The sequence below is a fragment of the Nonomuraea sp. NPDC048826 genome (assembly GCF_043198225.1).
In the GTDB taxonomy this organism is placed as follows: domain Bacteria; phylum Actinomycetota; class Actinomycetes; order Streptosporangiales; family Streptosporangiaceae; genus Nonomuraea.
On sequence record NZ_JBICUQ010000020.1, the window covers coordinates 1 to 20165 of the forward strand.

The 20165-nt window shown below is 71.5% G+C and carries 20 protein-coding genes; 5 read left to right on the forward strand and 15 right to left on the reverse strand.

The window, feature by feature from the left end; genetic code table 11:
- The 12 genes from ACGFI7_RS41500 to ACGFI7_RS41555 all read right to left on the reverse strand — a co-directional run.
- The coding region (locus ACGFI7_RS41500; RefSeq protein WP_393415286.1) for an acylphosphatase at positions 1-632 on the reverse strand (632 nt) is incomplete at its 3' end.
- Between the two features lie 10 nt (positions 633-642).
- Positions 643-1299, reverse strand: a complete 657-nt coding sequence (locus ACGFI7_RS41505; RefSeq protein ID WP_393415289.1) for a CBS domain-containing protein — start codon at positions 1297-1299, stop codon at positions 643-645.
- Between the two features lie 367 nt (positions 1300-1666).
- Positions 1667-2467: a WS/DGAT domain-containing protein gene (locus ACGFI7_RS41510; protein ID WP_393415340.1), complete on the reverse strand. Its 801-nt coding sequence runs from the start codon at positions 2465-2467 to the stop codon at positions 1667-1669.
- Positions 2468-2641: 174 nt separating this feature from the next.
- Positions 2642-2947 (reverse strand): wax ester/triacylglycerol synthase domain-containing protein, encoded by a 306-nt coding sequence (locus ACGFI7_RS41515; RefSeq protein ID WP_393415343.1) that lies wholly within the window; start codon positions 2945-2947, stop codon positions 2642-2644.
- A gap of 117 nt (positions 2948-3064) precedes the next feature.
- Positions 3065-3256, reverse strand: coding sequence for a DUF1918 domain-containing protein (locus tag ACGFI7_RS41520; RefSeq protein ID WP_393415292.1), 192 nt, complete (start codon positions 3254-3256; stop codon positions 3065-3067).
- 144 nt (positions 3257-3400) lie between these two features.
- Positions 3401-4909 carry a long-chain fatty acid--CoA ligase gene (locus ACGFI7_RS41525; RefSeq protein WP_393415295.1) on the reverse strand — a complete coding sequence of 503 codons (1509 nt, stop codon included), beginning with the start codon at positions 4907-4909 and terminating at the stop codon, positions 3401-3403.
- Between the two features lie 15 nt (positions 4910-4924).
- Positions 4925-5413, reverse strand: coding sequence for a WS/DGAT domain-containing protein (locus tag ACGFI7_RS41530; RefSeq protein WP_393415298.1), 489 nt, complete (start codon positions 5411-5413; stop codon positions 4925-4927).
- Positions 5398-6417: a wax ester/triacylglycerol synthase family O-acyltransferase gene (locus ACGFI7_RS41535; RefSeq protein WP_393415301.1), complete on the reverse strand. Its 1020-nt coding sequence runs from the start codon at positions 6415-6417 to the stop codon at positions 5398-5400. The genes ACGFI7_RS41530 and ACGFI7_RS41535 overlap by 16 nt, the downstream gene beginning before the upstream one ends.
- Positions 6418-6509: 92 nt before the next feature.
- Positions 6510-7439, reverse strand: a complete 930-nt coding sequence (locus ACGFI7_RS41540; RefSeq protein ID WP_393415304.1) for an alpha/beta fold hydrolase — start codon at positions 7437-7439, stop codon at positions 6510-6512.
- Between the two features lie 131 nt (positions 7440-7570).
- The gene (locus ACGFI7_RS41545) at positions 7571-7984 is read right to left on the reverse strand and encodes an Hsp20/alpha crystallin family protein (protein ID WP_393415307.1); all 414 of its coding nucleotides are present in this window, start codon (positions 7982-7984) and stop codon (positions 7571-7573) included.
- Positions 7985-9056: 1072 nt separating this feature from the next.
- A complete protein-coding gene (locus tag ACGFI7_RS41550) occupies positions 9057-9968 on the reverse strand; it encodes a hypothetical protein (protein ID WP_393415310.1) in 912 nt (303 codons plus the stop codon).
- A 63-nt stretch (positions 9969-10031) separates the two neighbouring features.
- A complete protein-coding gene (locus ACGFI7_RS41555; RefSeq protein WP_393415313.1) occupies positions 10032-11081 on the reverse strand; it encodes a class I fructose-bisphosphate aldolase in 1050 nt (349 codons plus the stop codon).
- Positions 11082-11318: 237 nt separating this feature from the next.
- On the opposite strand from ACGFI7_RS41555, the gene ACGFI7_RS41560 reads away from it, so the two are divergent.
- Positions 11319-12218 carry a GerMN domain-containing protein gene (locus ACGFI7_RS41560; protein ID WP_393415316.1) on the forward strand — a complete coding sequence of 300 codons (900 nt, stop codon included), beginning with the start codon at positions 11319-11321 and terminating at the stop codon, positions 12216-12218.
- A 56-nt stretch (positions 12219-12274) separates the two neighbouring features.
- Here ACGFI7_RS41560 and ACGFI7_RS41565 read toward each other — a convergent pair whose 3' ends face one another.
- Positions 12275-13972, reverse strand: a complete 1698-nt coding sequence (locus ACGFI7_RS41565) for a GAF domain-containing protein (protein ID WP_393415319.1) — start codon at positions 13970-13972, stop codon at positions 12275-12277.
- A gap of 82 nt (positions 13973-14054) precedes the next feature.
- Between ACGFI7_RS41565 and ACGFI7_RS41570 the strand changes: the two genes are divergently transcribed.
- From ACGFI7_RS41570 to ACGFI7_RS41585, 4 genes are all read left to right on the forward strand, one after another.
- A complete protein-coding gene (locus ACGFI7_RS41570; RefSeq protein ID WP_393415322.1) occupies positions 14055-14696 on the forward strand; it encodes a response regulator in 642 nt (213 codons plus the stop codon).
- A gap of 400 nt (positions 14697-15096) precedes the next feature.
- Complete coding sequence (pflB, locus tag ACGFI7_RS41575; protein ID WP_393415325.1) at positions 15097-17337, forward strand: formate C-acetyltransferase; 2241 nt, start codon at positions 15097-15099, stop codon at positions 17335-17337.
- Positions 17334-18059, forward strand: a complete 726-nt coding sequence (pflA, locus tag ACGFI7_RS41580) for a pyruvate formate-lyase-activating protein (protein ID WP_393415328.1) — start codon at positions 17334-17336, stop codon at positions 18057-18059. The genes pflB and pflA overlap by 4 nt, the downstream gene beginning before the upstream one ends.
- Before the next feature lie 181 nt (positions 18060-18240).
- A complete protein-coding gene (locus ACGFI7_RS41585; protein ID WP_393415331.1) occupies positions 18241-19251 on the forward strand; it encodes a zinc-dependent alcohol dehydrogenase in 1011 nt (336 codons plus the stop codon).
- A 218-nt stretch (positions 19252-19469) separates the two neighbouring features.
- On the opposite strand, the gene ACGFI7_RS41590 is transcribed toward ACGFI7_RS41585, so the two are convergent.
- Positions 19470-19838 carry a sigma-70 factor domain-containing protein gene (locus ACGFI7_RS41590; protein ID WP_393415334.1) on the reverse strand — a complete coding sequence of 123 codons (369 nt, stop codon included), beginning with the start codon at positions 19836-19838 and terminating at the stop codon, positions 19470-19472.
- On the reverse strand, positions 19835-19999 hold the full coding sequence (locus ACGFI7_RS41595; RefSeq protein ID WP_393415337.1) for a universal stress protein: 165 nt from the start codon (positions 19997-19999) through the stop codon (positions 19835-19837). Before ACGFI7_RS41595 ends, ACGFI7_RS41590 begins: the two co-directional genes overlap by 4 nt.
- Positions 20000-20165 lie beyond the last annotated feature (166 nt).

The following is a 20165-nucleotide window of genomic DNA, read 5'->3' on the forward strand; positions in this document are numbered from 1 at the left end:
GCCGCCGCGGCCGCCCGGAGCGCGGCGTCCCCGGTCACGGCCCGCCAGCGCAGCCGGGGGCCGCAGGACCGGCAGGCGATCGGCTCGGCGTGGAAGCGCCGGTTGGCCGGGTCGTGGTACTCGGCGGCGCAGGCCGGGCACATGGCGAAGCCGCGCATGGAGGTGCGTTCCCGGTCGTAGGGCAGGCTCTCGATGATGGTGGCCCGGGGTCCGCAGGCCGTGCAGTTGATGAACGGGTAGCGGTGGCGCCGGTTGGCCGGGTCGAACAGCTCCCGCAGGCAGTCGCCGCAGGTGGCCAGGTCGGGCGGGATCTCGCTGCCGGTCGCGGGCGCGCCTCCCTCGCTGCGCACGATCTCGAAGCCGGAGAGCCGCCGTGACAGCGGTTGCGGGGTGACCACCACGTCGCGGACGCGGGCGGCGCCGGGCCGCTGGGTCCGCAGACCGGCGACGAAGGCTTCCAGCGCGTCGGGGTGCCCGGTGGCGAAGATGACCACGTGCCCGCCGGTGTTCCTCACCTGCCCGCGAACCCCGATGGCCGTCGCCAGCCGGTGCACGAACGGCCGGAAGCCGACGCCCTGCACGATGCCGTGGACTTCGATGCGCCATGCCGTGTCCATGCATGCCGTGTCCATGACGGCGCTCCTACATCAGCGACGGGACGATGACGAGGTCGTCCTCGTCGAAGGCGACCTCGTCGACGACGTCCACGACGCCTTCGACGGCGCGGACGGCCGCGGTGACGGCGATGGCCTGCGACCTCCACCGCGCCCGCCCGCCGATCCTCACCACGCCGGCGTCGATCTCGATCGTGAACGTGCCCTCCTGCGGGAGCGCGGCCCGGATGTCGGCCTCCAGCTCGGCGGCCGCGCGGGTGAAGACACGCAGCACGTCCCGCCGGTGCAGGGTGCCGATGACCCGTCCGGTGACCGCGTCGATCACGGGCAGTTGCTTGACGTGCCGGGCGTGCATCAGCCGGGCCGCGTCACGCACGCCGGTGCCGGGCGTAACGGTGATCGCCGGGGAGGTCATCAGCTGGGATGCCGTGACCGCCGCGGCCTTGTCGTGCTCGCGCCGCCGCCTGCGGGAGGTGAGCATCGGCACGCCGCGCGGTACGGGGCCGATCTCCTTGAGCAGCAGGTCGTCCTCCGAGACCACGCCCACCGGCCGCTGGTCGGCGTCGATCACGGTGACCGCGCCGACCGAGAACCGCTTCATGGCGGCCACGATGCCGGCGAAGGACATGTCCGGCGACACGGCTATGACGACCCGTCCCATGACGTCCTTGACCTTGATCGACATGACGCCCACCTCTCTTTCAGGTCCCACGCTCCCGTACGGCGGCACGCGCGGTCAGCGGCGAACGTCCCCGATGTCCGGGCCGTAGGTCCCGCGGCGTGCGGCGGCGCGGTGTGGCGCCTTCGTGGTTCAGCCGACGGGCACTTTTACGGTTGCGGTGATCTCGGCGCGTGCCTTCTTCTCGTCCGCGAAGTACATGCCGGTGGTGGCGGTTGGTATTGCGGCGACGTCCCCGCGGCCGTGCGGCAACTGCTACGGGGTCTGCCTGGCAACGCCGGCGTCAAGCTGGGGCACGAGATCTACCTCGGCCTCGGCTTCTGCACGGGTTTCGGCCTGTGCATAGCCGGGTGCCCGAGATCGCACGGGCCGGTCAGGCGCCGGTGGCCGTGACGTCTGCCAGTTCCTCCCACAGGAGCGCGGCGAGCCCGTCCAGGTCGGGCACGGCGTCGGGATCGGCGATGAGGGTGATGACGACCGTGCCGCTGCAGGACAGGATCTCGAAGCTCACGCTCACGTTGCCGCTCTCGGCGACCGCCACCGCGATGATCCCGGTGACGGCGGCGCCGGCGAAGGTCAACTGCCGGTCCGGGCCGCGTACGTTGCTGACCAGGGTGGATGCGGCGCTGGCGGCGCAGGTACCAGCGGCAGAGGCCGAGCTCGGCCAGCAGCCGGAACAGCGGGCCGAACGGGCCGGCGGCGGACGCCTCCGCCGCCGCCTTCTTGCGCTCGGCGAGCAAGGAGGCGTCGCCCTCATCCGCCGTCCGGCGTCGCCCTCGACGGGCAGGGCGGCGATCAGCACGCCGAGCCGGTTGCCGAGCTCGCCGGAGGTGGTCGTGCTCCTGGCCGACACCGGCACCGAGACCGACAGGGTCTCGACGTGCTCACCCCGTCGTCCCAGCAGCTCGCGCAGCGCTCCGGTGACGGCCGCCAGGAGGGCGTCGTTGACGGTGCAGCCGTTGCGGTGAGCCGCGTCCCGTACAGCGTCCAGGTCCGCCCGCACGACGGCGAACGCCCGGCGCGACCCGGCCGGCCGCAGCAACGAGCACCGCCCGACCATAGCGGGGCGTATCCCGCCCGTGGCGGCGAGTGCAGTCCTCGCGTCCCTCCAGTACGCCCGGATCCGGGCGAGCGCCCGCAGCCGTTCGGCCAACGCGTCGGCGGCCAGGCGCAGCGGGGACGACGCAGGCCGAGGAAAGCCATCCGGCGCGAGCCGCCGTGCGGATCGGACTGCGCGCGGTCAGGTCGCGCGGGGTTGAGCTGCGCGGGATCGGGCTGTGCGGGGTTGGTGAAGTCCGCGAGCAGGGCGAGCCCGCCGATTCGGCAAGGCCATGGTCGAGCGCGACGATCAGCGCGACCGTGCCGTCGAGCAATCCGGTGACGAGGACCGCCGTCCACTGTGACGGGGGCGAGGGGCCGTCAGCACGGCCGCGGCCACGTCGAGCAGGGCCCGCTCGTCGCCTGGCGCAGGACGTGTCATCTCACGTACGTGCAGGCGGATGCCGAAGACCGGGTCGTCCACCCACACCGGGCGTCCGCACCCGATCGGCACGCGCACCAGCCGCCGCCGCAGCCTCGGCACGGAGCGGGCCCACGCGGCCAGGAGCCGCGATGCCCGTGCCACCTCGAAGCGCGCTCGCGGCTCTAGCAGCAGGACGGCTCCGGCGCTGCGTCAGGGAGGCGCCCGCGCTCATGGCGAGCATGGCGACGTCCGCGCGGCCGGGGCGGTCGATCACCGGTGCGGCCGCGGCCCGGTGCGGAGTCATCGCCTTCACCGGCCGCGCGGGACGATGCGCGCGTCCGGCCCGGGGAAGACGAGGCTTTCCCGTCCGTCGTCCAGCCAGCGCACGCGATAGGGGGGCGTGCCGTCGGCGTGCTCGACGCCCACGACGATCCCCTTCCGCTGGTTGCCGGCGCCGTACGTGCCTTCGACGATCAGCCGATCGCCCACGGTCGCTCTCATGGTTGAGCTCCTCGTCTCCGCAGCGCGGGATGGCTCTCATCCCGTATCCAGCCTCTGGCCGCCGGTCCGGGCCCGGCAGGGCCGGAGGTCTTCCGGCAGGCGGGACGTTCGTCACGGGCGTGGCCCGGGCCGGAGGCGGCACGGTCAAGGAGTGACGAGGTCCAGCTTGGCGATCTTTCCGTTGGCCGTCTTGGGCAGCGTGTCCCGGATCTCGATATGACGGGGGTATTTGTAGGCGGCCAGGCGGTCCCGGCAGTAGGTGATCAGCTCCGTCTCCGTGGCGTGCTTGCCGGGCTTGAGTGACACGTAGGCGGCGACCTCCTCGCCCAGCCGCGCGTCGGGCACGCCGATCACGGCGGCCTCAGCCACGGCCGGGTGATGGTAGAGGATCTCCTCCACCTCGCGCGGGTAGACGTTGTAGCCGCCCCGGATGATCAGCTCCTTCTTGCGGTCGATGATGAAGAAGAAGCCGTCCTCGTCGACGTAGCCGAGATCGCCGGTGTGCAGCCAGCCGCCCGTCATGGCTTCGGCGGTCGCCTCCGGCTGGCCGTGGTAGCCCTTCATGACATGGAAGCCGCGGGTGACGAACTCGCCGACGTGCTCGCGGCCGGGCGGCAGCCGGTTGCCCTGCTCGTCCCAGATCTGCGTCTCGGTGCCCCAGATCGGCTTGCCGACGCTGTAGGCGCGCCGCTCGCCGGCGCTGATGTTGAACGTGGTGGTCGAGGCGGTCTCGGTCAGGCCGTACCCCTCCAGGATGATGACCCCGAAGCGCTGCTCGAAGGCGTCCAGCACGTGGGCCGGGATGGGGGCGCCGCCGGAGATCGCCACCCGGAGCGAGGAGGTGTCGTAGCGGTCCAGCCCGGGATGGTCCAGCACGGCCACGAACATGGTGGGCACGCCCTCGAACACGGTCACGCGGTCGCGCTCGATCGCCGCCAGCGTGGCCCCGGCGTCGAAGCGCGGCACGAGGGAGAGCGTGCAGCCGAAGCGGACGCTCACGTTCAGGATGCTCGACATGCCGAACACGTGGAACATCGGCAGGATCGTCAGCACGACGTCGTCGGCCCGCACGTCGAACAGCCGGCCGGGGATGTCGGCATTCATGTAGAGCTGGATGTGCGTCAGCTCCGCGCCCTTCGGCACGCCGGTGGTGCCCGAGGTGAACACGATGGCGGCGGTATCGGAGCCGTCGCGCGGGGTGATCGGCCGGCGCTCGGGGGCCGGCTTGACCAGCTCGGTGAATGGCATGGCCGTCGGGCAGGCCTGCCCGACAGCGAACACGTCGGCGACGCCCTCTTCCGCTGCGCCCTTGGCCGCCTCGCCGGCGACCGGCGCCCAGGTGATCAGCGCCCGCGCGCGGGAGCTGCCGAGACAGAACGCCACCTCCCGCGCCTTGAACAGCGGGTTCAGCGGCACCACGACGGCCCCCGCCTTGAGGATGCCGAAGTAGGCCACGACGAACTCGGGGATGTTGGGCATCTGCAGCCCGATGGCGTCGCCCGGGCGGGCGCCCAGGGCGATCAGGCCCTCGGCGACCGAGTCGGACAGCTGGTCCAGCTCGGCGTAGCTCATGGCGCCGCCGTCGTGGCAGATCGCCGCCTTACTCGGCGCGGCCGTCGCCGATTCGCGCAACATGACCGCGAGGTTGAACATGGGTGTCTCCTTCGATCAGGCCGGGCGCGGTCGCGCCGCCCCGGCTCGCGCGGCCGTCGCGGAACGCCGCGCCTTGGTCCGGGGCCTGGCGGACCCGGCACGTCTCGGTGCTGCCGCCGGAGGGAAAAAGGCGAGACGCAGACGCTCGATCTCCCGTTCGATGCCGCGGGCGAGCCGCTCGACCTCCGGCGCGCTGTCGTGGTCGCCGGTCACGCCGAAGGCGACCCGGTCGCAGTAGCTGAAGACGGACACGCCGGTGCGCAACCGGGTGGCGATGGGCACGTACGGGAGGATCTCCAAGGCCCGCCTGCCGAGCAGGTAGAGCGGCTGTCGCGGTCCGGGGACGTTCGTGGTGACGGTGACGATCTGGCGTTGCGGCAGACGCACGGCCAGGCGTATGACCGCGGAGACGGGCGGGAAGGGCTCGTGCCCGGCCAGCCTGGTGATCGCCTCCCCCGCCTGCGCCTCACCGCTCGCCTTCAGCTCGGTCAGGTGTTCGTGCACGGCGCGCAGCGTCCGGCCGGGTCGGCCAGATGGACGGGCAGTTGGGCCAGCAGGAGCGAGATGCGGTTCTCGCACACCCCTTCCTCCCCGGGGGCCCGTACCGAGACGGGGACGAGTGAGCGCACCGTGTGCGGGTGGACTTCCTCACCGCGTTCGTGCAGCAGAGCCCGGTAGGCGCCGCTGATCGCGGACAGCACGACGTCGTTGAACGTCACGCCGGCCCGCCGCGCGATCCCCTTGACGTCGGCCAGCGGCGCGCGGGCGGCGGCGTAGCGGCGGCGCTCGCCGATCGGGCCGGTCAGGGTGGAGGCGGCCGCCGGCCGCAGCGTGCCCGCCAGTGATACGAGCCCGCGGGCGGCGGTCGCGACGCGCCCGGTGGTGGCGCGCGGCGAGGCCAGCGCCCGGCCGAGCATGCGCGCCTGCTCGACGGGGCTGAGGAGCAGATCGCGCAGCGCGCCGGCGGCCAGCCGCAGGGGGGACGGCTCGGCGTGCGGGCTCCACGTGTCCTGCGGCAGCCCGAGGGCGCCTTCGGGTGACTCGTCGAAGATCGCGTAGTAGAGGAAGGTGCCGGACACCCCGTCGACCATGCAATGGTGCACCTTGGACACCAGCGCCCACCGGTCTCCGGAGAGCCCGTCGATCACCCAGTACTCCCACAGCGGGCGGGTGCGGTCGAGCCGCCGCGACATGATCCGGGCGATCAGCTCGTCCAGCTCCGCGTCCCCGCTGGGCGCCGCCAGGGTGGCGCGCCGCACGTGATGGCGCAGGTCGAACTGGGGATCGTCGACCCAGACGGGCGGCCCCAGGTCGAGCGGCACCTGCCGCGCCTTCTGCCGGTAGCGTTCGATCAGCGGGAGCCGGGCGCGGATGGCCTCGACGACCTCCTGCTGGGCGGGCGCCGGGCCTTCGAGGACGGCGACCGACGCGATCGCCATCGAGGCCTCGGGCTGCTCGTCCTCCAGAGTCAGGAACGCCGCGTCGAGCGGGCTCATGTGATCGCTCATGTCGGTCGCCGCCTTCCGCGTGTGCCGGTGGCCTCAGCGTCGCTCCGGGCCCTGAAGGACGGCAGGGGCCCAAGGTCCCGGCCCGCGCGCCGTTATGCCTGACTTGCCAGCGGGTGCCGGGCGGGGTCAACCGCCGATGCCACGGTGGCGAGCCAGCGCAGCACGGCGGCCGCCGTCTCCCGCGGCGCTTCCAGCTGAGGGACGTGACCCACGCCCTCCATCACGACGAGCCGCCACGACGGATGGTGGCGGGCCAGTGCGTGGGAGGCGGCCACCGGCACCAGCCGGTCGCGGTCGCCGTGCACCAGCAGGGTGGGCGCGCGTACCGACCGGATCGCCGCCCGGTACGGCATCCCAGCCGCCGTCCGCACGACCGACCGGGCCGCCTGCAGGAAGTCCCGGTCGGCGTGCTCCAGCTCGGCTCGGTGGCGGGCCAGGCGGACATGCTCGGCGACGATATCGGCAGGCACGCGCGACGGGTCCGCGCAGCACAACCGGAAGACCAGGCCGACCGCGGTCTCGGCCGGCAGGGCCCGGCGGCGGGCCATCGCGACCGTCCCCAGCCAGGGCATCGTGTACAGCGCGAAGACGGATGCGACCAGCGGGTCCGGCAGCGCGGGACCGAACGAGGCCGCCGCGTCGAGCAACACGAGGCCCGCCACCGTCTCGGGGCTCGCGGCCGCTTCGAGCAGCGAGATCATGCCGCCCATCGAGTTGCCCAGGAGAATCACCGGACGGCCCGCGACCCGCTCGACGAAGCGGTGCAGCAGCAGCCGGTTGGCCGCGACCCCGGCCCGCCGCCCGCGTGTCCGGGTCAGCCCGTGCCCGGCCAGATCGAGCGCCAGCAGTCGCCACTCACCGGTCAGCCAGGGTGCGATGGCGAGCCAGTTCAGCGCCGAGCCGCCAAGTCCGTGCACCGCGACCACGACGGGCCCGTCCGGCGGGCCGCCGAAGTCCAGGTAGTGGATGCGGTCTTCCAGCTCGGCCCATCGGGAGGTTCCAAAGGACGGCCCTGTTCCCATAGCTCACCTCACCCACCCCGGTCCTGCGCCCGTGGCCGCTCGGTCACAGCGGCCGTTGACGGGGGCGGTCGAGATCCTCCTCACCGACGCGGTGGGCGCGGGCAGAGCTGTCGCCCGCGCCCGGCCGGGTGTCAGTGCTCGACGGTGATCCGCCGTCCCGCGGCCTTCTTCTCCTCGGCCAGCCCCACGCTGACCTCCAGGACGCCGTCCGCGTAGACGGCCCTGACGTCGTCGGTCTCGGCGGCGGCGGGCAGCGTCACGGTCCGCGAGAGGGACCCGTAGGCCAACTCGGAGCGGTGCGGCTCGGTGGTCCTGCGGGTCTTCTCCGCCCGGATGTGCAGCACGCCGCCGTCCACGGTGACCTCGATGTCCTTGTCGGGGTCGATCCCGGGCAACTCGGCGCGCACCACGTACCGGCCGTCGGCGATGTAGTCCTCGATCCGGACGATCTGACCGGACGGGCGGAACCCGAACATGGGGCTCTCCATCCACTCCAGCAGCTCCGGGAACGGGAACCTGGTGTCCCTCCGCTCGGGCAGATTCATCGCAGCCTCCTTCCGTGGGATCCCTGTCCCACGTCTTCAGGCCACACCCGGCCGCGCCGGGGGTTGCAGAGGAGGAAGTCCCGGGGCGGCGGGACCATCGTCACCGTCTGTTCGGCGGGGCGAAGCGCGGGACTTTCGTCCCTGGCGGCGGGCCTGTCGGCGGCATGGGCTGAAGACGTCAAGCCCCACTGGAAGGGAGGCTGTCATGGACTGGCCCCTCGCGATCGTCATCATCTCACTGATCTTCGCTGTCACGGCGATCGTCACGTCGCTCATCGCCGCCCGGCCGAAGAAGTAGCGCGGACAGCACAGAGGGGCCGCACGGACGCTCAGGCGCTCGTGCGCCCCCTACGGGCGCCGCGCGCACAGCGTCGTCCCGGCGTAGGTCCGGCCATCAGGCAGGATCATCGGCTCTGACCTTCCCCGCGTCGCAGGACAAGCGTCGATGGCCGGGTTCGATGGCAGGGAGGTGCGCCATGACTACCACGATGCCCATTGTGGCTCTCGCGATCCGGCGGCTCCTGGTGGCGGCCGGACGGGGCCCTTCGGTGCTCAATACCCAGCCGTGGCGGTTCCGGGTGCGCGACGGCCATGTAATAGACCTCTGGCCGATGGGGATCGTCGGCTGCCGGTCAGCGATCCGCACGGACGCTCCCTGCACGTCAGCTGCGGCGCCGCGCTGTACAACGTGCGTATCGCAGCCCGCGTGACCGGCCGGCGACCCGCTGTCCGCCTGCTGCCCGACGCTCAGGAAGCATCGGAAGTGCCGGCCCGCGTCAGCCTCACCGTACACGCCCCTGCCACGGCCGAGGCCCGGCGGCTGTACGAGCTGATCCCCCTGCGGCGGACCAATAGGACCCCTATGAGCAACGGCCCATTCCCTCACTGGCGCTGGCGGAGCTACGCGCGCCGCCTCGGCCGAGCGAGCACGGTTCCTCCTACCTGGACCGGCGAAGCCAGCTTCGAGCCACAACCTCAGCTGGCCGTGCTCACCACCGCCGGCGACGGGCCCCTCGACTGGCTCCGTGCCGGGAGGCGTTGCGCCAGACACGTGGCGGGCGGCGGCCGTGGCCTACTCACGTACGCGTTCTGCCGGCCAGGAGCAGGGGTCACTGCCGAGGCTGCCGGCGGTCGACGACGAGGGCGAGCACGGCGGCCAGGAGCAGGGCCGGGACCAGCAGGTCCAGCGGTCGGCGTAGGTCACGCCAGGGACTCCCGCCGTCGCCACGAAGTACCGCGCCGCCAGGTAGTTGAGCTGGTAGACGCCGACGTAGACGCAGGTCGCGACCCCCAGCGCGTACCCCCACGGCGAGCGTCGCCACAGCAGCACGCCCGCCAGCGCCAAAGAGGGCACCACCATGGTCAGGTCGAGGGCCAGACCCAGATGGACCTGCGCCGGCGGCAACGGCAGGACGTCCGGCGATAGCTGGCCCGTGACGGCCTGGCGGACGAGCGACACGCCGTACATGCCGACCATCGTGGCGGCCAGGAGGAACAGCAGGCCACTGACCCAGCGCATCGCCGTCCTGGACCGGGCGGTTACGCGCAGCTCGGTGAGCGCCAGGCCGAGCGCCGTCGCCGACAGCACCACGATGGCCGCGTGCGGCAGGAACAGGTCGGTGAAGGCCGGGTCGTAGACGTAGTAGGCGTAGTTGTAGATCGTGTACGCGAGCATGCCGGTCCAGATCAACTGGGAGCGCGTGGAGCCGCGCACCGATCCGGCGAGCGACAGCAGCAGGAGCGTCACGCCCGCAGCCAAGGTCGCCAGGTCGTTGCCGCGGAACTTCGCGACCAGAACCGCAGGGCCCGCGTGCAGCGCGTCGTTGCCCAGGCCGGCCATCGCGACGGCGACGGTGAGGACCGCGACGAGCCCGCTCAGCCACCAGGCCGCCCGAAGGCTGCGGCCTGGGCGGGGACGTGCCGGGTCCGCCTGGGTCGGTTGAGGATGCGTGAGCATGGTGTCGTCCATCGGAACCTTCCTCATCAGAAGTGCTCGGGGTCGGCGTGGGTGATCGGCACGCGGGCCTCCGCGGTGGCCTCGGGGCGGTCAGGCCACCGTGACATCGGGGTCGAGGTAGACGTCCTGCACCGCGTGCAGCAGCGCGACCCCGTCGGCCATCGGACGCTGGAAGGACTTGCGGCCGACGATCAGCCCCATCCCGCCGGCCCGCTTGTTGATCACCGCGGTGCGCACGGCCTGCGCCAGGTCGCCCTGTCCGCCCGAGGCCCCGCCGGAATTGATCAGCCCGACCCGGCCCAGGTAGCAGTTGGCCACCTGCCAGCGGGCCAGCTCGATCGGGTGGCTGGTCGCCAGGGCGCTGTAGACCCTGTCGTGGGTCTTGCCGAACTTCAGCGACTGGAAGCCGCCGTTGGACTCGGGCTGCTTCTGCTTGACGATGTCGGCCTCGATGGTGGCGGCCAGGTGGTTGGCCTGCCCGGTCAGGTCGGCGCTGAGGTGGTGGTCGGTCCCGTCCTTGACGAACGCCTCGTTGCGCAGGTAGGCCCACAGCACGGTGAACAGGCCCAGGTCGTGCGCCTTTTGGAAGGCCTCGCGCACCTCCTGCAGCTGCCGCGTACTCTGCGCGGAGCCGAAGTAGACGGTCGCGCCCACCGCGACGGCGCCCAGGTCGAACGCCTGCCTGACCGAGGCGAACATGGTCTGGTCGTAGCGGTTGGGGTAGGTGAGCAGCTCGTTGTGGTTGACCTTGACGATGAACGGCACCCGGTGGGCGTAGCGGCGCGACACCGCTCCGAGCACCCCGAGCGTCGAGGCGATCGCGTTGCAGCCGCCCTCCACCGCCAGTTCGCACAGCTTCGCCGGGTCGAAGTAGTCCGGGTTCGGCGCGAACGAGGCGGCGGCCGAGTGTTCCACGCCCTGGTCCACCGGCAGGATCGACAGATAGCCCGTGCCGGCCAGCCGGCCGGTGTCGAAGACGTGCTGCAGGTTGCGCAGCACCACCGGGCTGCGGTCGGTGCCGGCCATCACCCGGTCAACGAAGTCGGGTCCGGGCAGGTGCAGCCGCTCGCGCTTGACACCCGTCGCCCGGTGCTCCAGCAGGTACTCGTACTCGTCGCCCAGCAACTCCTGTAGGTCCATCTCCGGCTCCCTCCGCCGTGTGATGGCCGCTTCCCCGTCTCACACGCGAGGGACGCGGCCGAGGTGTCCTACCAGCGGCGGTTCTCGCGCCCGTCCGGCGACACCAGGGGCGAACGTCCCGCCGGCGTCCGGGCTTGGTCATCGGCGCCGATGGTCCCGCAAGGTGAGGACGTTCGCCCGTACCGCGCGACGGGAGCCGGGCAGACACTTGGATCAGGAGCACTCACGGGGAAGAAGATGATCATCATGCTCCCGATCCGCCCCCTCATCGCCACCGCGATGGTGGCCACCACCACCGGCCTGCTCGCCGTACCGGCGCAGGCCACCGTTCAGCACGTCGGCCCGCCGGTCCTGACCGGCATCCGGGCCGCCCACCACCGGGGACTCGACCGGCTGGTCTTCGAGTTCCGCGGCCGCGCGCCGGCCCAGCGCGACGTCCGTTACGTGTCCCGCCTGCTGGCCGACGGGTCCGGTCGAACCGTGGACGTGGCGGGCGGCGCCCTGCTGCGCGTGCGCTTCGACCGGGCCGACGGCCACGACCAGCGCGGCCGCGCCACCTACGGGCCGACGCGCAGGACCTACGCGCTGCCAGGGGTCATCCAGGTCGTCAACGCCGGCGATTTGGAGGCGACGCTCACCTTCGGCGTCGGGCTGGCCAGGCGCGCGCCCTACCGGGTCTACACACTCAGCCGCCCCAGCCGGGTCGTCGTCGACATCGCCACCCCGTACCGGACCGTGCCGGTGCGCGCCTACTTCCTCAACACCACCAACTACGCCACCGGCCGAACCCCCTACACCACGGCCGTGCGTCGGCCCGTGATCCCGCCGGCCACCGCCCACAGCGCGCTGCAGCGCCTGTTCGCCGGCCCCACCCAGGCCGAGAAGGCCCGGGGCCTGCGCTTCGTCTCCTCCAAGGCCACCGGCTTCAGCAAGCTCACCATCAAGAAGGGCATCGCCAGAGTCCACCTGACCGGCCGGCTCACCAGCGCGGGATCGACCTTCACCATCGCCGACCAGATCATCCCGACCCTCAAGCAGTTCCCCACCGTCAGCTGGGTCAAGATCTACGACGCCCGCGGGCACACCCAGCAGCCCCACGGCCCGTCCGACTCCATCCCGGACAGCCTGGAGCCGTGAGCGTCCCGGTTCCCGCCTCATGGACCGAGGGGGCACCGTGCCGCTCGGAACCGCTGTCAGAGGGGGGCGTGCCAGCGCAACCGAGTTCCGCCCTCCTCCGGAGCCTCCAGCTCGGCGGCGCCGCCCAGGCGGCCGGCGCGCTCTTCGATGTTGCGCAGTCCGCTGCGCCGCCCGCCCTCCCCTACCCCGACGCCGTTATCGGTGATCGTGAGGGTGAGCCGCCGGTCGACGACCTCGATCGAGACCTCGACCCGGGTGGCGTGGGAGTGGCGTACCACGTTGGACAGCGCTTCACGCAGGACGGCCAGCAGATGCTCAGTGACCTGCTCGCTCACCAGGGTGTCGAGCTGGCCTTCCATACGCAGGCCCGGCATGAAACCCAGGTGTCCGCCCGCGTCCTCCACCAGATCGACGATCTGCGCACGCAGGCTTGGGGCGCTGTCCGCGTGCGTTCCCTGCAGGGCGAAGACGGACGAGCGGATCTGCCGGATCGTCTCGTCCAGCTCGTCGATCGCGTGCTGCAGCCGCTTGGACGCCTCCGGCTGTTCCACCAGCCGGACCGTGCTCATCAGCGTCATGGCAGTGGCGAACAGGCGTTGGATGACCACGTCGTGCAGGTCCTTGGCGATGCGGTCGCGGTCTTCCAGCAGGCCGAGCCGTTCGGCGTCGCGGCGGGTCGCGGCCAGCTCCAGCGCGATCGCGGCCTGGCCGGCGAACGCTTCGAGCATCTGCTGATCGCCGCGGCTGAAAGGCAACCGGCCGCTGCGTTTGGTGAGCGTGAGCACGCCGCGCACCCTGGGCGCCGCGCCCACCGGTATCAGGAGCGCGGGCCCGTAACCCAGCCGTCGCAGCGGCGAGTCGAGGTCGGTGGCGCTCTGCAGGTCCGTCTCCGACAGCGGGGTGCCCTGGACGAACGCGGCCCCCGCCAGAGTGGAGGTGATCTCGAAGGTCGTCCCCAGGAGCTCATCCGCTCCTTCGCCGTCGGCGACCTCCACCGTGAGCGACCCGCCGGACGCCTCGGGCAGGAGCACCTGGACCAGATCGGCGTCGCACATGCGACGGGCGCGGGCTGCCATCGTGGCGAGCACCTCGTGCGGGTCGGCACCGGATAGCAGGCTGGTGGTGAGCTCAGAGGACGCCTGCAGCCAGGTCTCGCGCCCGCGAGACTCCTCATACAGGCGGGCGTTCTCGACGGCGACGCCGGCGGCGGCGGCCAGCGCGATCATGACGGCCTCGTCCTCTTCGTCGAAGTCGCCACCGCCGCGCTTCTCGGTCAGGTAGAGGTTGCCGAACACCTCGTCGCGCACGCGTACGGGAACGCCGAGGAAGGTGCCCATGGGCGGGTGACCCGGCGGGAAGCCGTAGGACTCAGGGTGGTCGGAGATGCGGCCCAGCCGCAGCGGCCGGGCGTCCTTGATGAGCAGGCCGAGCAGGCCCAGCCCGTGCGGCCAGTGCTCGATCCTGGCGATCTCCTCCTCGCTCAGCCCGACCGGGATGAACTGCAGGAGCGTATGCTCTTCGCCCACCACGCCCAGCGCGCCGTAGCTGGCGTCCACCAGCGTGGTGGCGGTCTCCACGATGCGCCGCAGCACCGTCTCCAGATCCAGGTCACTGCCCACCGAGACGACGGCTTCGAGCAGAGCGTGCACCCGGTCACGGGTGGCCAGCACCGCAGTGAGCCTGGTCTGCAGCTCAGCGAGAAGCTCGTCGAGCCGCATCTGCGGCATCAACGAACGAACCTCGTTCTCCGACACGCGATCAGTGTCGCATCCGTTGAGCGTGCTGCCCACCCGTGCGGCGCAGGCCCCGTCTGTATGCGTCGGATAGCGTCAGAGCATGATTCGCGTGTTCCTCCTCGACGACCATGAGGTGGTGCGGCGCGGTGTCGCCGCTCTGTTGGACTCCGAGGACGACATCGAGGTGATCGGTGAGGCGGGCACCGCCGAGTCGGCCGTCGCGCGCATTCCGGCGCTCATGCCGGATGTCGCGGTGCTGGACGTGCGACTGCCCGACGGCAGCGGCGTGGACGTGTGTCGCGAGGTGCGCTCCAAGCTACCGGGTCTGGCGTGCCTGATGCTGACCTCGTTCGCCGACGACGACGCGCTGTTCGACGCGGTGATGGCCGGTGCTGCCGGTTACGTGCTCAAGCAGATCCACGGCACCGATCTGGTCGGCGCCGTGCGCACGGTCGCCTCCGGCCAGTCGCTGCTCGATCCCCAGACCACCGCCGCCATGCTGCAACGGCTGCGCGACCAGGCCGCCCGGAAAGACCCCCTGGCCGCGCTCACCGGCCAGGAGCGGCAGATTCTCGACCTCATCGGCGAGGGGCTGACCAACCGGCAGATCGGCGAGCGCATGTTCCTGGCCGAGAAGACCGTGAAGAACTACGTCTCCAACCTGCTGTCCAAGCTCGACATGCAGCGCCGTACCCAGGCCGCCGCGCTGGCCGCGCGCTTACGCGCTGATCGCCGGGAATGACGGGATCAGCGTTCTCGCTGAGCAGGGAGATGCAGAGATACGCCATCGCCCCCCGCTCCATAATTCGGACATGTGGCCGGCCGGCGTCCTCGCGAAACAGGGACGGTTGGCCTCGCTCACCGCCCGCCAGACCGCGGGCGCGCAGCGCGCACACCACCCCCGTCTCCCGCAGCGTGAGTCGGCCGGACGTCCACGACGAGGTCGACGTCCCCTTCTGGCAGCGGGCAGCGCCCGGCGGGCGCTGAACGGGCGCAGGACGCGAAGGTTCTCATGATCACGCTTGAGTCGCGTGTCTCCCATCCTGGTGACCTTGGTCCACTCTGGAGGTGCCCTTCGACCGCCGTGATCGCCACGCAAATCAAGGAGGGTTAAAGCGGGCATCTGACACGAGGGGGGAACCATGACGGCGATCGCGTTCGAAGCTTGGCGCGGCTTTCAGGGCACGGCCTGGCGGGACCGGGTGGATGTCCGTGCCTTCATCCAGGCCAACTACACCCCCTACGACGGCGACGCGGGCTTCCTGTCCGGTCCCACCAAGCGCACCCGGGCCGTGTGGGCCAAGGTGAGCGCCCTGTTCCCGGAGGAGCGGCGGCACGGCGTCCACGACGTGGACCCGGTGACCCCGTCGTCCATCACCGCGCACGCCCCCGGCTACATCGACCGGGACCGCGAGCTGATCGTCGGGTTGCAGACCGACGCGCCGCTCAAGCGCGCGATCATGCCGGCCGGCGGGCTGCGCATGGTGGAGAACGGCCTGGCCGCCTACGGCTACCGGCTCGACCCGGCTGTCAAGGAGATCTTCACCAAGTACCGCAAGACCCACAACGACGGCGTGTTCGACGCCTACACCCCCGAGATCCTGGCCGCCCGCCGCGCCGGCGTCATCACCGGCCTGCCCGACGCCTACGGCCGTGGCCGCATCATCGGCGACTACCGTCGCGTCGCCCTCTACGGCGTGAACCGGCTCATCGAGGCCAAGCGCGCCGAGTTGCGCGCTCTGGACGACGCCGACGCCACCGACCCCGTCATCCGCGACCGGGAGGAGCTGTCGGAGCAGCTCCGGGCGCTGGACGAGCTGAAGGTGATGGCCGCCTCCTACGGCCACGACATCTCCCGCCCGGCCGCCACCGCCCGCGAGGCGGTCCAGTGGCTGTACTTCGCCTACCTGGCGGCGATCAAGGAGCAGAACGGCGCGGCCATGTCGCTGGGCCGCACCTCCACGTTCCTGGACGTCTACCTGGAACGCGACCTCGCCGAGGGCCGCATCACGGAAGAGCGGGCGCAGGAGCTCGTCGACGACTTCGTGATCAAGCTGCGCCTCGTCCGCTTCCTGCGCACCCCCGAATACGACCAGCTCTTCTCCGGCGACCCCACCTGGGTGACCGAGTCCATCGGCGGCCTCGGACAGGACGGCCGCGCCCTGGTCACCCGCACGAGCTTCCGCTACCTGCAGACGCTGCGCAACCTCGGCCCCGCGCCGGAGCCCAACCTGACCGTCTTCTGGTCGCCGCGCCTGCCCGAGCCGTTCAAACGCTTCTGCGCCGTCCTGTCCATCGAGACCAGCGCCCTGCAGTATGAGAGCGACGAGCTGATGCGCCCCCGCACCGGCGACGACACCGCCATCGCCTGCTGCGTTTCCGCCGCCCCGGTCGGCCGCCAGATGCAGTTCTTCGGCGCCCGCGTCAATCTGGCAAAGACGCTCCTGTACGCCATCAACGGCGGCAGGGACGAGCTCACCGGCGCCCAGGTCGGCCCGGCCCACTCGCCCCTGGCCGGCGACGTGCTCGATTACGAGGAGGTGACCAAGGCGCTGGAGCGGATGATGGACTGGCTGGCCCGCACCTACGTCAACGCGCTCAACATCATCCACTACATGCACGACAAGTACGCCTACGAGCGGCTCGAGATGGCCTTGCACGACCACCCCGTCAAGCGCACTCTGGCCTGCGGTATCGCCGGCCTGTCGGTGGCCGCCGACAGCCTGTCGGCCATCCGGCACGCCCGCGTCAAGGTGATCCGTGACGAGAGCGGGCTCGCGGTCGACTACGTCGTCGAAGGCGACTATCCCGCCTATGGCAACAACGACGACCGGGCCGACGCCATCGCCGTCGAGCTGGTCCGCTCGTTCATGGCCAAGATCCGGGAGCACCGCAGCTACCGGGACGCCGAGCACACCCAGTCCGTCCTGACGATCACCTCGAACGTGGTCTACGGCAAGCACACCGGCAACACCCCCGACGGCCGCCGCACCGGCGAGCCGTTCGCCCCGGGCGCCAACCCGATGAACGGCCGCGACCGCCACGGGATGATCGCCTCTGCCCTGTCGGTCGCCAAGCTCCCCTACGACCAGGCCCTCGACGGCATCTCCCTGACCAACACCGTCACCCCTGACGGCCTCGGACGCACCTCCGGCGAGCGCATCGCGAACCTGGTCGGCGTGCTGGACGGCTACTTCGACGCCGGCGGCTTCCACATGAACGTCAACGTGCTCAACCGCGCCGTCCTCCTGGACGCCATGGAGCACCCCGACCGCTACCCGCAGCTGACCGTCCGCGTCTCCGGCTACGCGGTCAACTTCGTCCGCCTCACCCCCGACCAGCAGCGCGACGTCGTCAGCCGCACCTTCCACAGCTCGACATGAACGGCCGCGTCAGCTCCTGGGACCTGTCGGTCGGCGTGGACGGGCCCGGCACCCGCTTCGTCGTCTTCACCGCCGGCTGCCCTCTGCGCTGCCAGTACTGCCAGAACCCGGAGACCTGGCGGATGCGCGACGGCCGCCAGGTCACCACCGATGAGATCATGGCCGAGATCGGCGGGTACCGCCGCTTCATCTCCGTCGCGGGCGGCGGAGTGACGATCAGCGGCGGCGAGCCGCTGCTGCAGCCGCGCTTCACCGCCGACCTGCTGCGCCGCTGCCACGACAGCGGCCTTCACACCGCCCTGGACACCTCAGGCCTGCTCGGCATCCGCGCCACTGACGCCCTGCTCGCCGACACCGACCTGGTCCTGCTGGACATCAAGTCCTACGACCCGGCCACCTACCGCCGCGTCACCGGCGGCCAGGTCGAACCCACCCTGCGCTTCGCCCGGCGGCTCGCCGAGCTGCGCCGCCCCACGTGGGTACGGTTCGTGCTGGTCCCCGGGCTCACCGACGCGCCGGGCAACGTGGACGCCCTGGCCCGCTTCGTGGCGGACCTGGGCAACGTCGAACGGGTCGACGTGCTGCCCTTCCACCGCATGGCCACCGGCAAGTACGAGCGGCTCGGCCTGCGCTTCCCCCTCGCCGACGTCGCCCCACCCGGCCAGGAGCTGCTGGACCGCGTGCACGCCCAGTTCCACGCCCACGGCGTCACCAGCGTCTGATGTCGCCCGGGCAGTCGAGCGCCGGCAGCGCGAGCACGCCCCGCCGGTTGGTGCCGATGGACGGCGGCGCAAGGCCCTGCCGAAGGTGACGCGAGACCCCGCAGGCGCGGGACCTTCGGCACTGATCGGGAAGCCGCCGTACCGAGAGGCTGAAGGCGAGACCCGGAGAAAGGAAAGAACCATGCGCGCTGCCGTCGTCACCGCCTTCGACCAGCCCGTCGAACTGCAGGAGGTACCCGTCCCCGAGCCGGGGCCGACTCAAGTCCTCGTCCGTATCGAGGCGAGCGGGCTGTGCCACACCGACATCCACGCCGCCCACGGCGACTGGCCGGTCAAGCCGGCGCTGCCGTTCACCCCCGGTCATGAGGGTGTCGGGGTGATCGAGGAGGTCGGCTCCGCCGTGACCGGTCGGGTCGCCGGCGAGCGGGTGGCCATCCCCTGGCTCGGCTACGCCTGCGGCACCTGCGAATACTGCGTCAGCGGCCGGGAGACCCTGTGCGAGTCCCAGCTCAACAGCGGATACGCCGTCAACGGGGGCCACGCCGAGTACGCGGTCGCGCACGCCGCCTACGTGGTCCCGGTGCCCGACGGCGTCACGCCGGCCGAAGCCGCGCCCCTGACCTGCGCGGGCGTGACCACGTACAAGGCGGTCAAGGTCTCCGGCCTGCGCCCCTCCGAGCGGGCGGCGATCTTCGGCATCGGCGGGCTCGGCCACCTGGCGCAGCAGTACGCGCAGATCTTCGGCGGCGAGACCATCGCGGTCGACGTCACCGAGGAGAAGCTGCGCCTGGCCCGGGAGCTCGGCGCAGCTCACACGGTCAATGCCGCGCTCGCCGATCCGGTCGCCGAGATCCAGGCCCTGGGTGGGGCGGACGTGGCCATCGTGCTGGCGGCCAGCCCGCGCGTGCTGGAGCAGGCGCACGCCTCGTTGCGCCGCGGCGGCCGCCTGGTGCTGGTCTCGCTGCCCAAGGACAACACCATGAGCCTGCCGATCTTCCAGACCGTTCTTGGCGGCATCAGCGTCATCGGTTCCATCGTCGGCACCCGCGCCGACCTGGCCGAGGTCTTCAGGCTGCACGCCGCCGGACGCACCAAGGTCATCTACGAGACGCGCAAGCTCGAAGAGATCAACCAGTCCTTCGACGACGTCCTGGCCGGCACCGTGCCCGCCCGCCTGGTCTTCGAGTTCTGACGACACCGTGCCCGGCCACCGATCTGATCGGGGCCGGGCTTCGGCTGTCCGGAGAGGTCAGCGCGGCACGAGTTCGAAGCCGGTGAAGATTTCCGGCCTGATGCGGATGACCTGCTCCATCTCGCCGGTTACCCAGGGGCGCAGGAGATCCTTGTAACGAGCCGCTTCCCTTGCCACGCGGGTTCAGGCTGCGGGCCGGCACGTCGGGCCGCCCGTTGTCAGCTTGCCCACGCCCGCAGCTCGTGCGCGCGTCCCAGGCTGCGGATGCGTGCCAGCGACTCCTTCTCCAGCGCTCGGACCCACTGCGGGGTCAGCCCCAGCCTGGTGGCGATCTGTCGGGGAGTGTGCTGGTCGTGCCCGCCCAGCCCGTACCGCAGACGCATGATCAGCGCCTGCCGTGCCGCCAGCCCGTCCACCAGGGTGGTGAGCACCTTCCGCAGTGCCTCGTGCTCGGCGGCCCTTTCCGCGATGAGGCGAGCGGCGCGAGCTCCCGCTTCGATCCGCCGGGCGAGCGCGATCTCCTCCTCTGGGGTCAGCAACGGGATGGCGCCGATTCGGGTCAGGTAGTCGTCCAGGCGATTCATCATGCCGTCCTGACCACGGCCGGCCGGCACGGAGCGTGGTGCGGCAAGGCGTGACTGACCGGGCCCAGCACCATCCCGGCGAACGTGCCGTGCCCGTGCGAGCCCATCACCGGCAGCTCGGCCTCCCGCGCGGCCCGCGAGCCGTCCACTCCCACGAGGATCATGACTTCTCCTTCACAACGAAAACCCGCCCGCCCCGGGGGCAGGGCGGGCGGGTGGCCGGGGCGGCTACTGAAGCCAGGGGGTCCGGCGGACGATGGGCAGGTTGCCGAGTCCCAGGGTGCGGCCGGCGCCGGCGAGGGCCAGGCCGATCAGGACGATCGAGTAGAC

What these genes read in the sequence shown, in the direction of transcription:
- ACGFI7_RS41550 (WP_393415310.1), bottom strand. Translation starts at nt 9,968, where the DNA reads ATGAGGAAGGTTCCGATGGACGACACCATGCTCACGCATCCTCAACCG.
- pflA (WP_393415328.1), top strand. Translation starts at nt 17,334, where the DNA reads ATGAACGGCCGCGTCAGCTCCTGGGACCTGTCGGTCGGCGTGGACGGG.
- ACGFI7_RS41555 (WP_393415313.1), bottom strand. Translation starts at nt 11,081, where the DNA reads ATGGACCTACAGGAGTTGCTGGGCGACGAGTACGAGTACCTGCTGGAG.
- ACGFI7_RS41560 (WP_393415316.1), top strand. Translation starts at nt 11,319, where the DNA reads ATGATCATCATGCTCCCGATCCGCCCCCTCATCGCCACCGCGATGGTG.
- ACGFI7_RS41540 (WP_393415304.1), bottom strand. Translation starts at nt 7,439, where the DNA reads ATGGGAACAGGGCCGTCCTTTGGAACCTCCCGATGGGCCGAGCTGGAA.
- ACGFI7_RS41595 (WP_393415337.1), bottom strand. Translation starts at nt 19,999, where the DNA reads ATGATCCTCGTGGGAGTGGACGGCTCGCGGGCCGCGCGGGAGGCCGAG.
- ACGFI7_RS41535 (WP_393415301.1), bottom strand. Translation starts at nt 6,417, where the DNA reads ATGAGCGATCACATGAGCCCGCTCGACGCGGCGTTCCTGACTCTGGAG.
- ACGFI7_RS41525 (WP_393415295.1), bottom strand. Translation starts at nt 4,909, where the DNA reads ATGTTCAACCTCGCGGTCATGTTGCGCGAATCGGCGACGGCCGCGCCG.
- ACGFI7_RS41590 (WP_393415334.1), bottom strand. Translation starts at nt 19,838, where the DNA reads ATGATGAATCGCCTGGACGACTACCTGACCCGAATCGGCGCCATCCCG.
- ACGFI7_RS41545 (WP_393415307.1), bottom strand. Translation starts at nt 7,984, where the DNA reads ATGAATCTGCCCGAGCGGAGGGACACCAGGTTCCCGTTCCCGGAGCTG.
- ACGFI7_RS41570 (WP_393415322.1), top strand. Translation starts at nt 14,055, where the DNA reads ATGATTCGCGTGTTCCTCCTCGACGACCATGAGGTGGTGCGGCGCGGT.
- ACGFI7_RS41585 (WP_393415331.1), top strand. Translation starts at nt 18,241, where the DNA reads ATGCGCGCTGCCGTCGTCACCGCCTTCGACCAGCCCGTCGAACTGCAG.
- ACGFI7_RS41505 (WP_393415289.1), bottom strand. Translation starts at nt 1,299, where the DNA reads ATGTCGATCAAGGTCAAGGACGTCATGGGACGGGTCGTCATAGCCGTG.
- ACGFI7_RS41520 (WP_393415292.1), bottom strand. Translation starts at nt 3,256, where the DNA reads ATGAGAGCGACCGTGGGCGATCGGCTGATCGTCGAAGGCACGTACGGC.
- pflB (WP_393415325.1), top strand. Translation starts at nt 15,097, where the DNA reads ATGACGGCGATCGCGTTCGAAGCTTGGCGCGGCTTTCAGGGCACGGCC.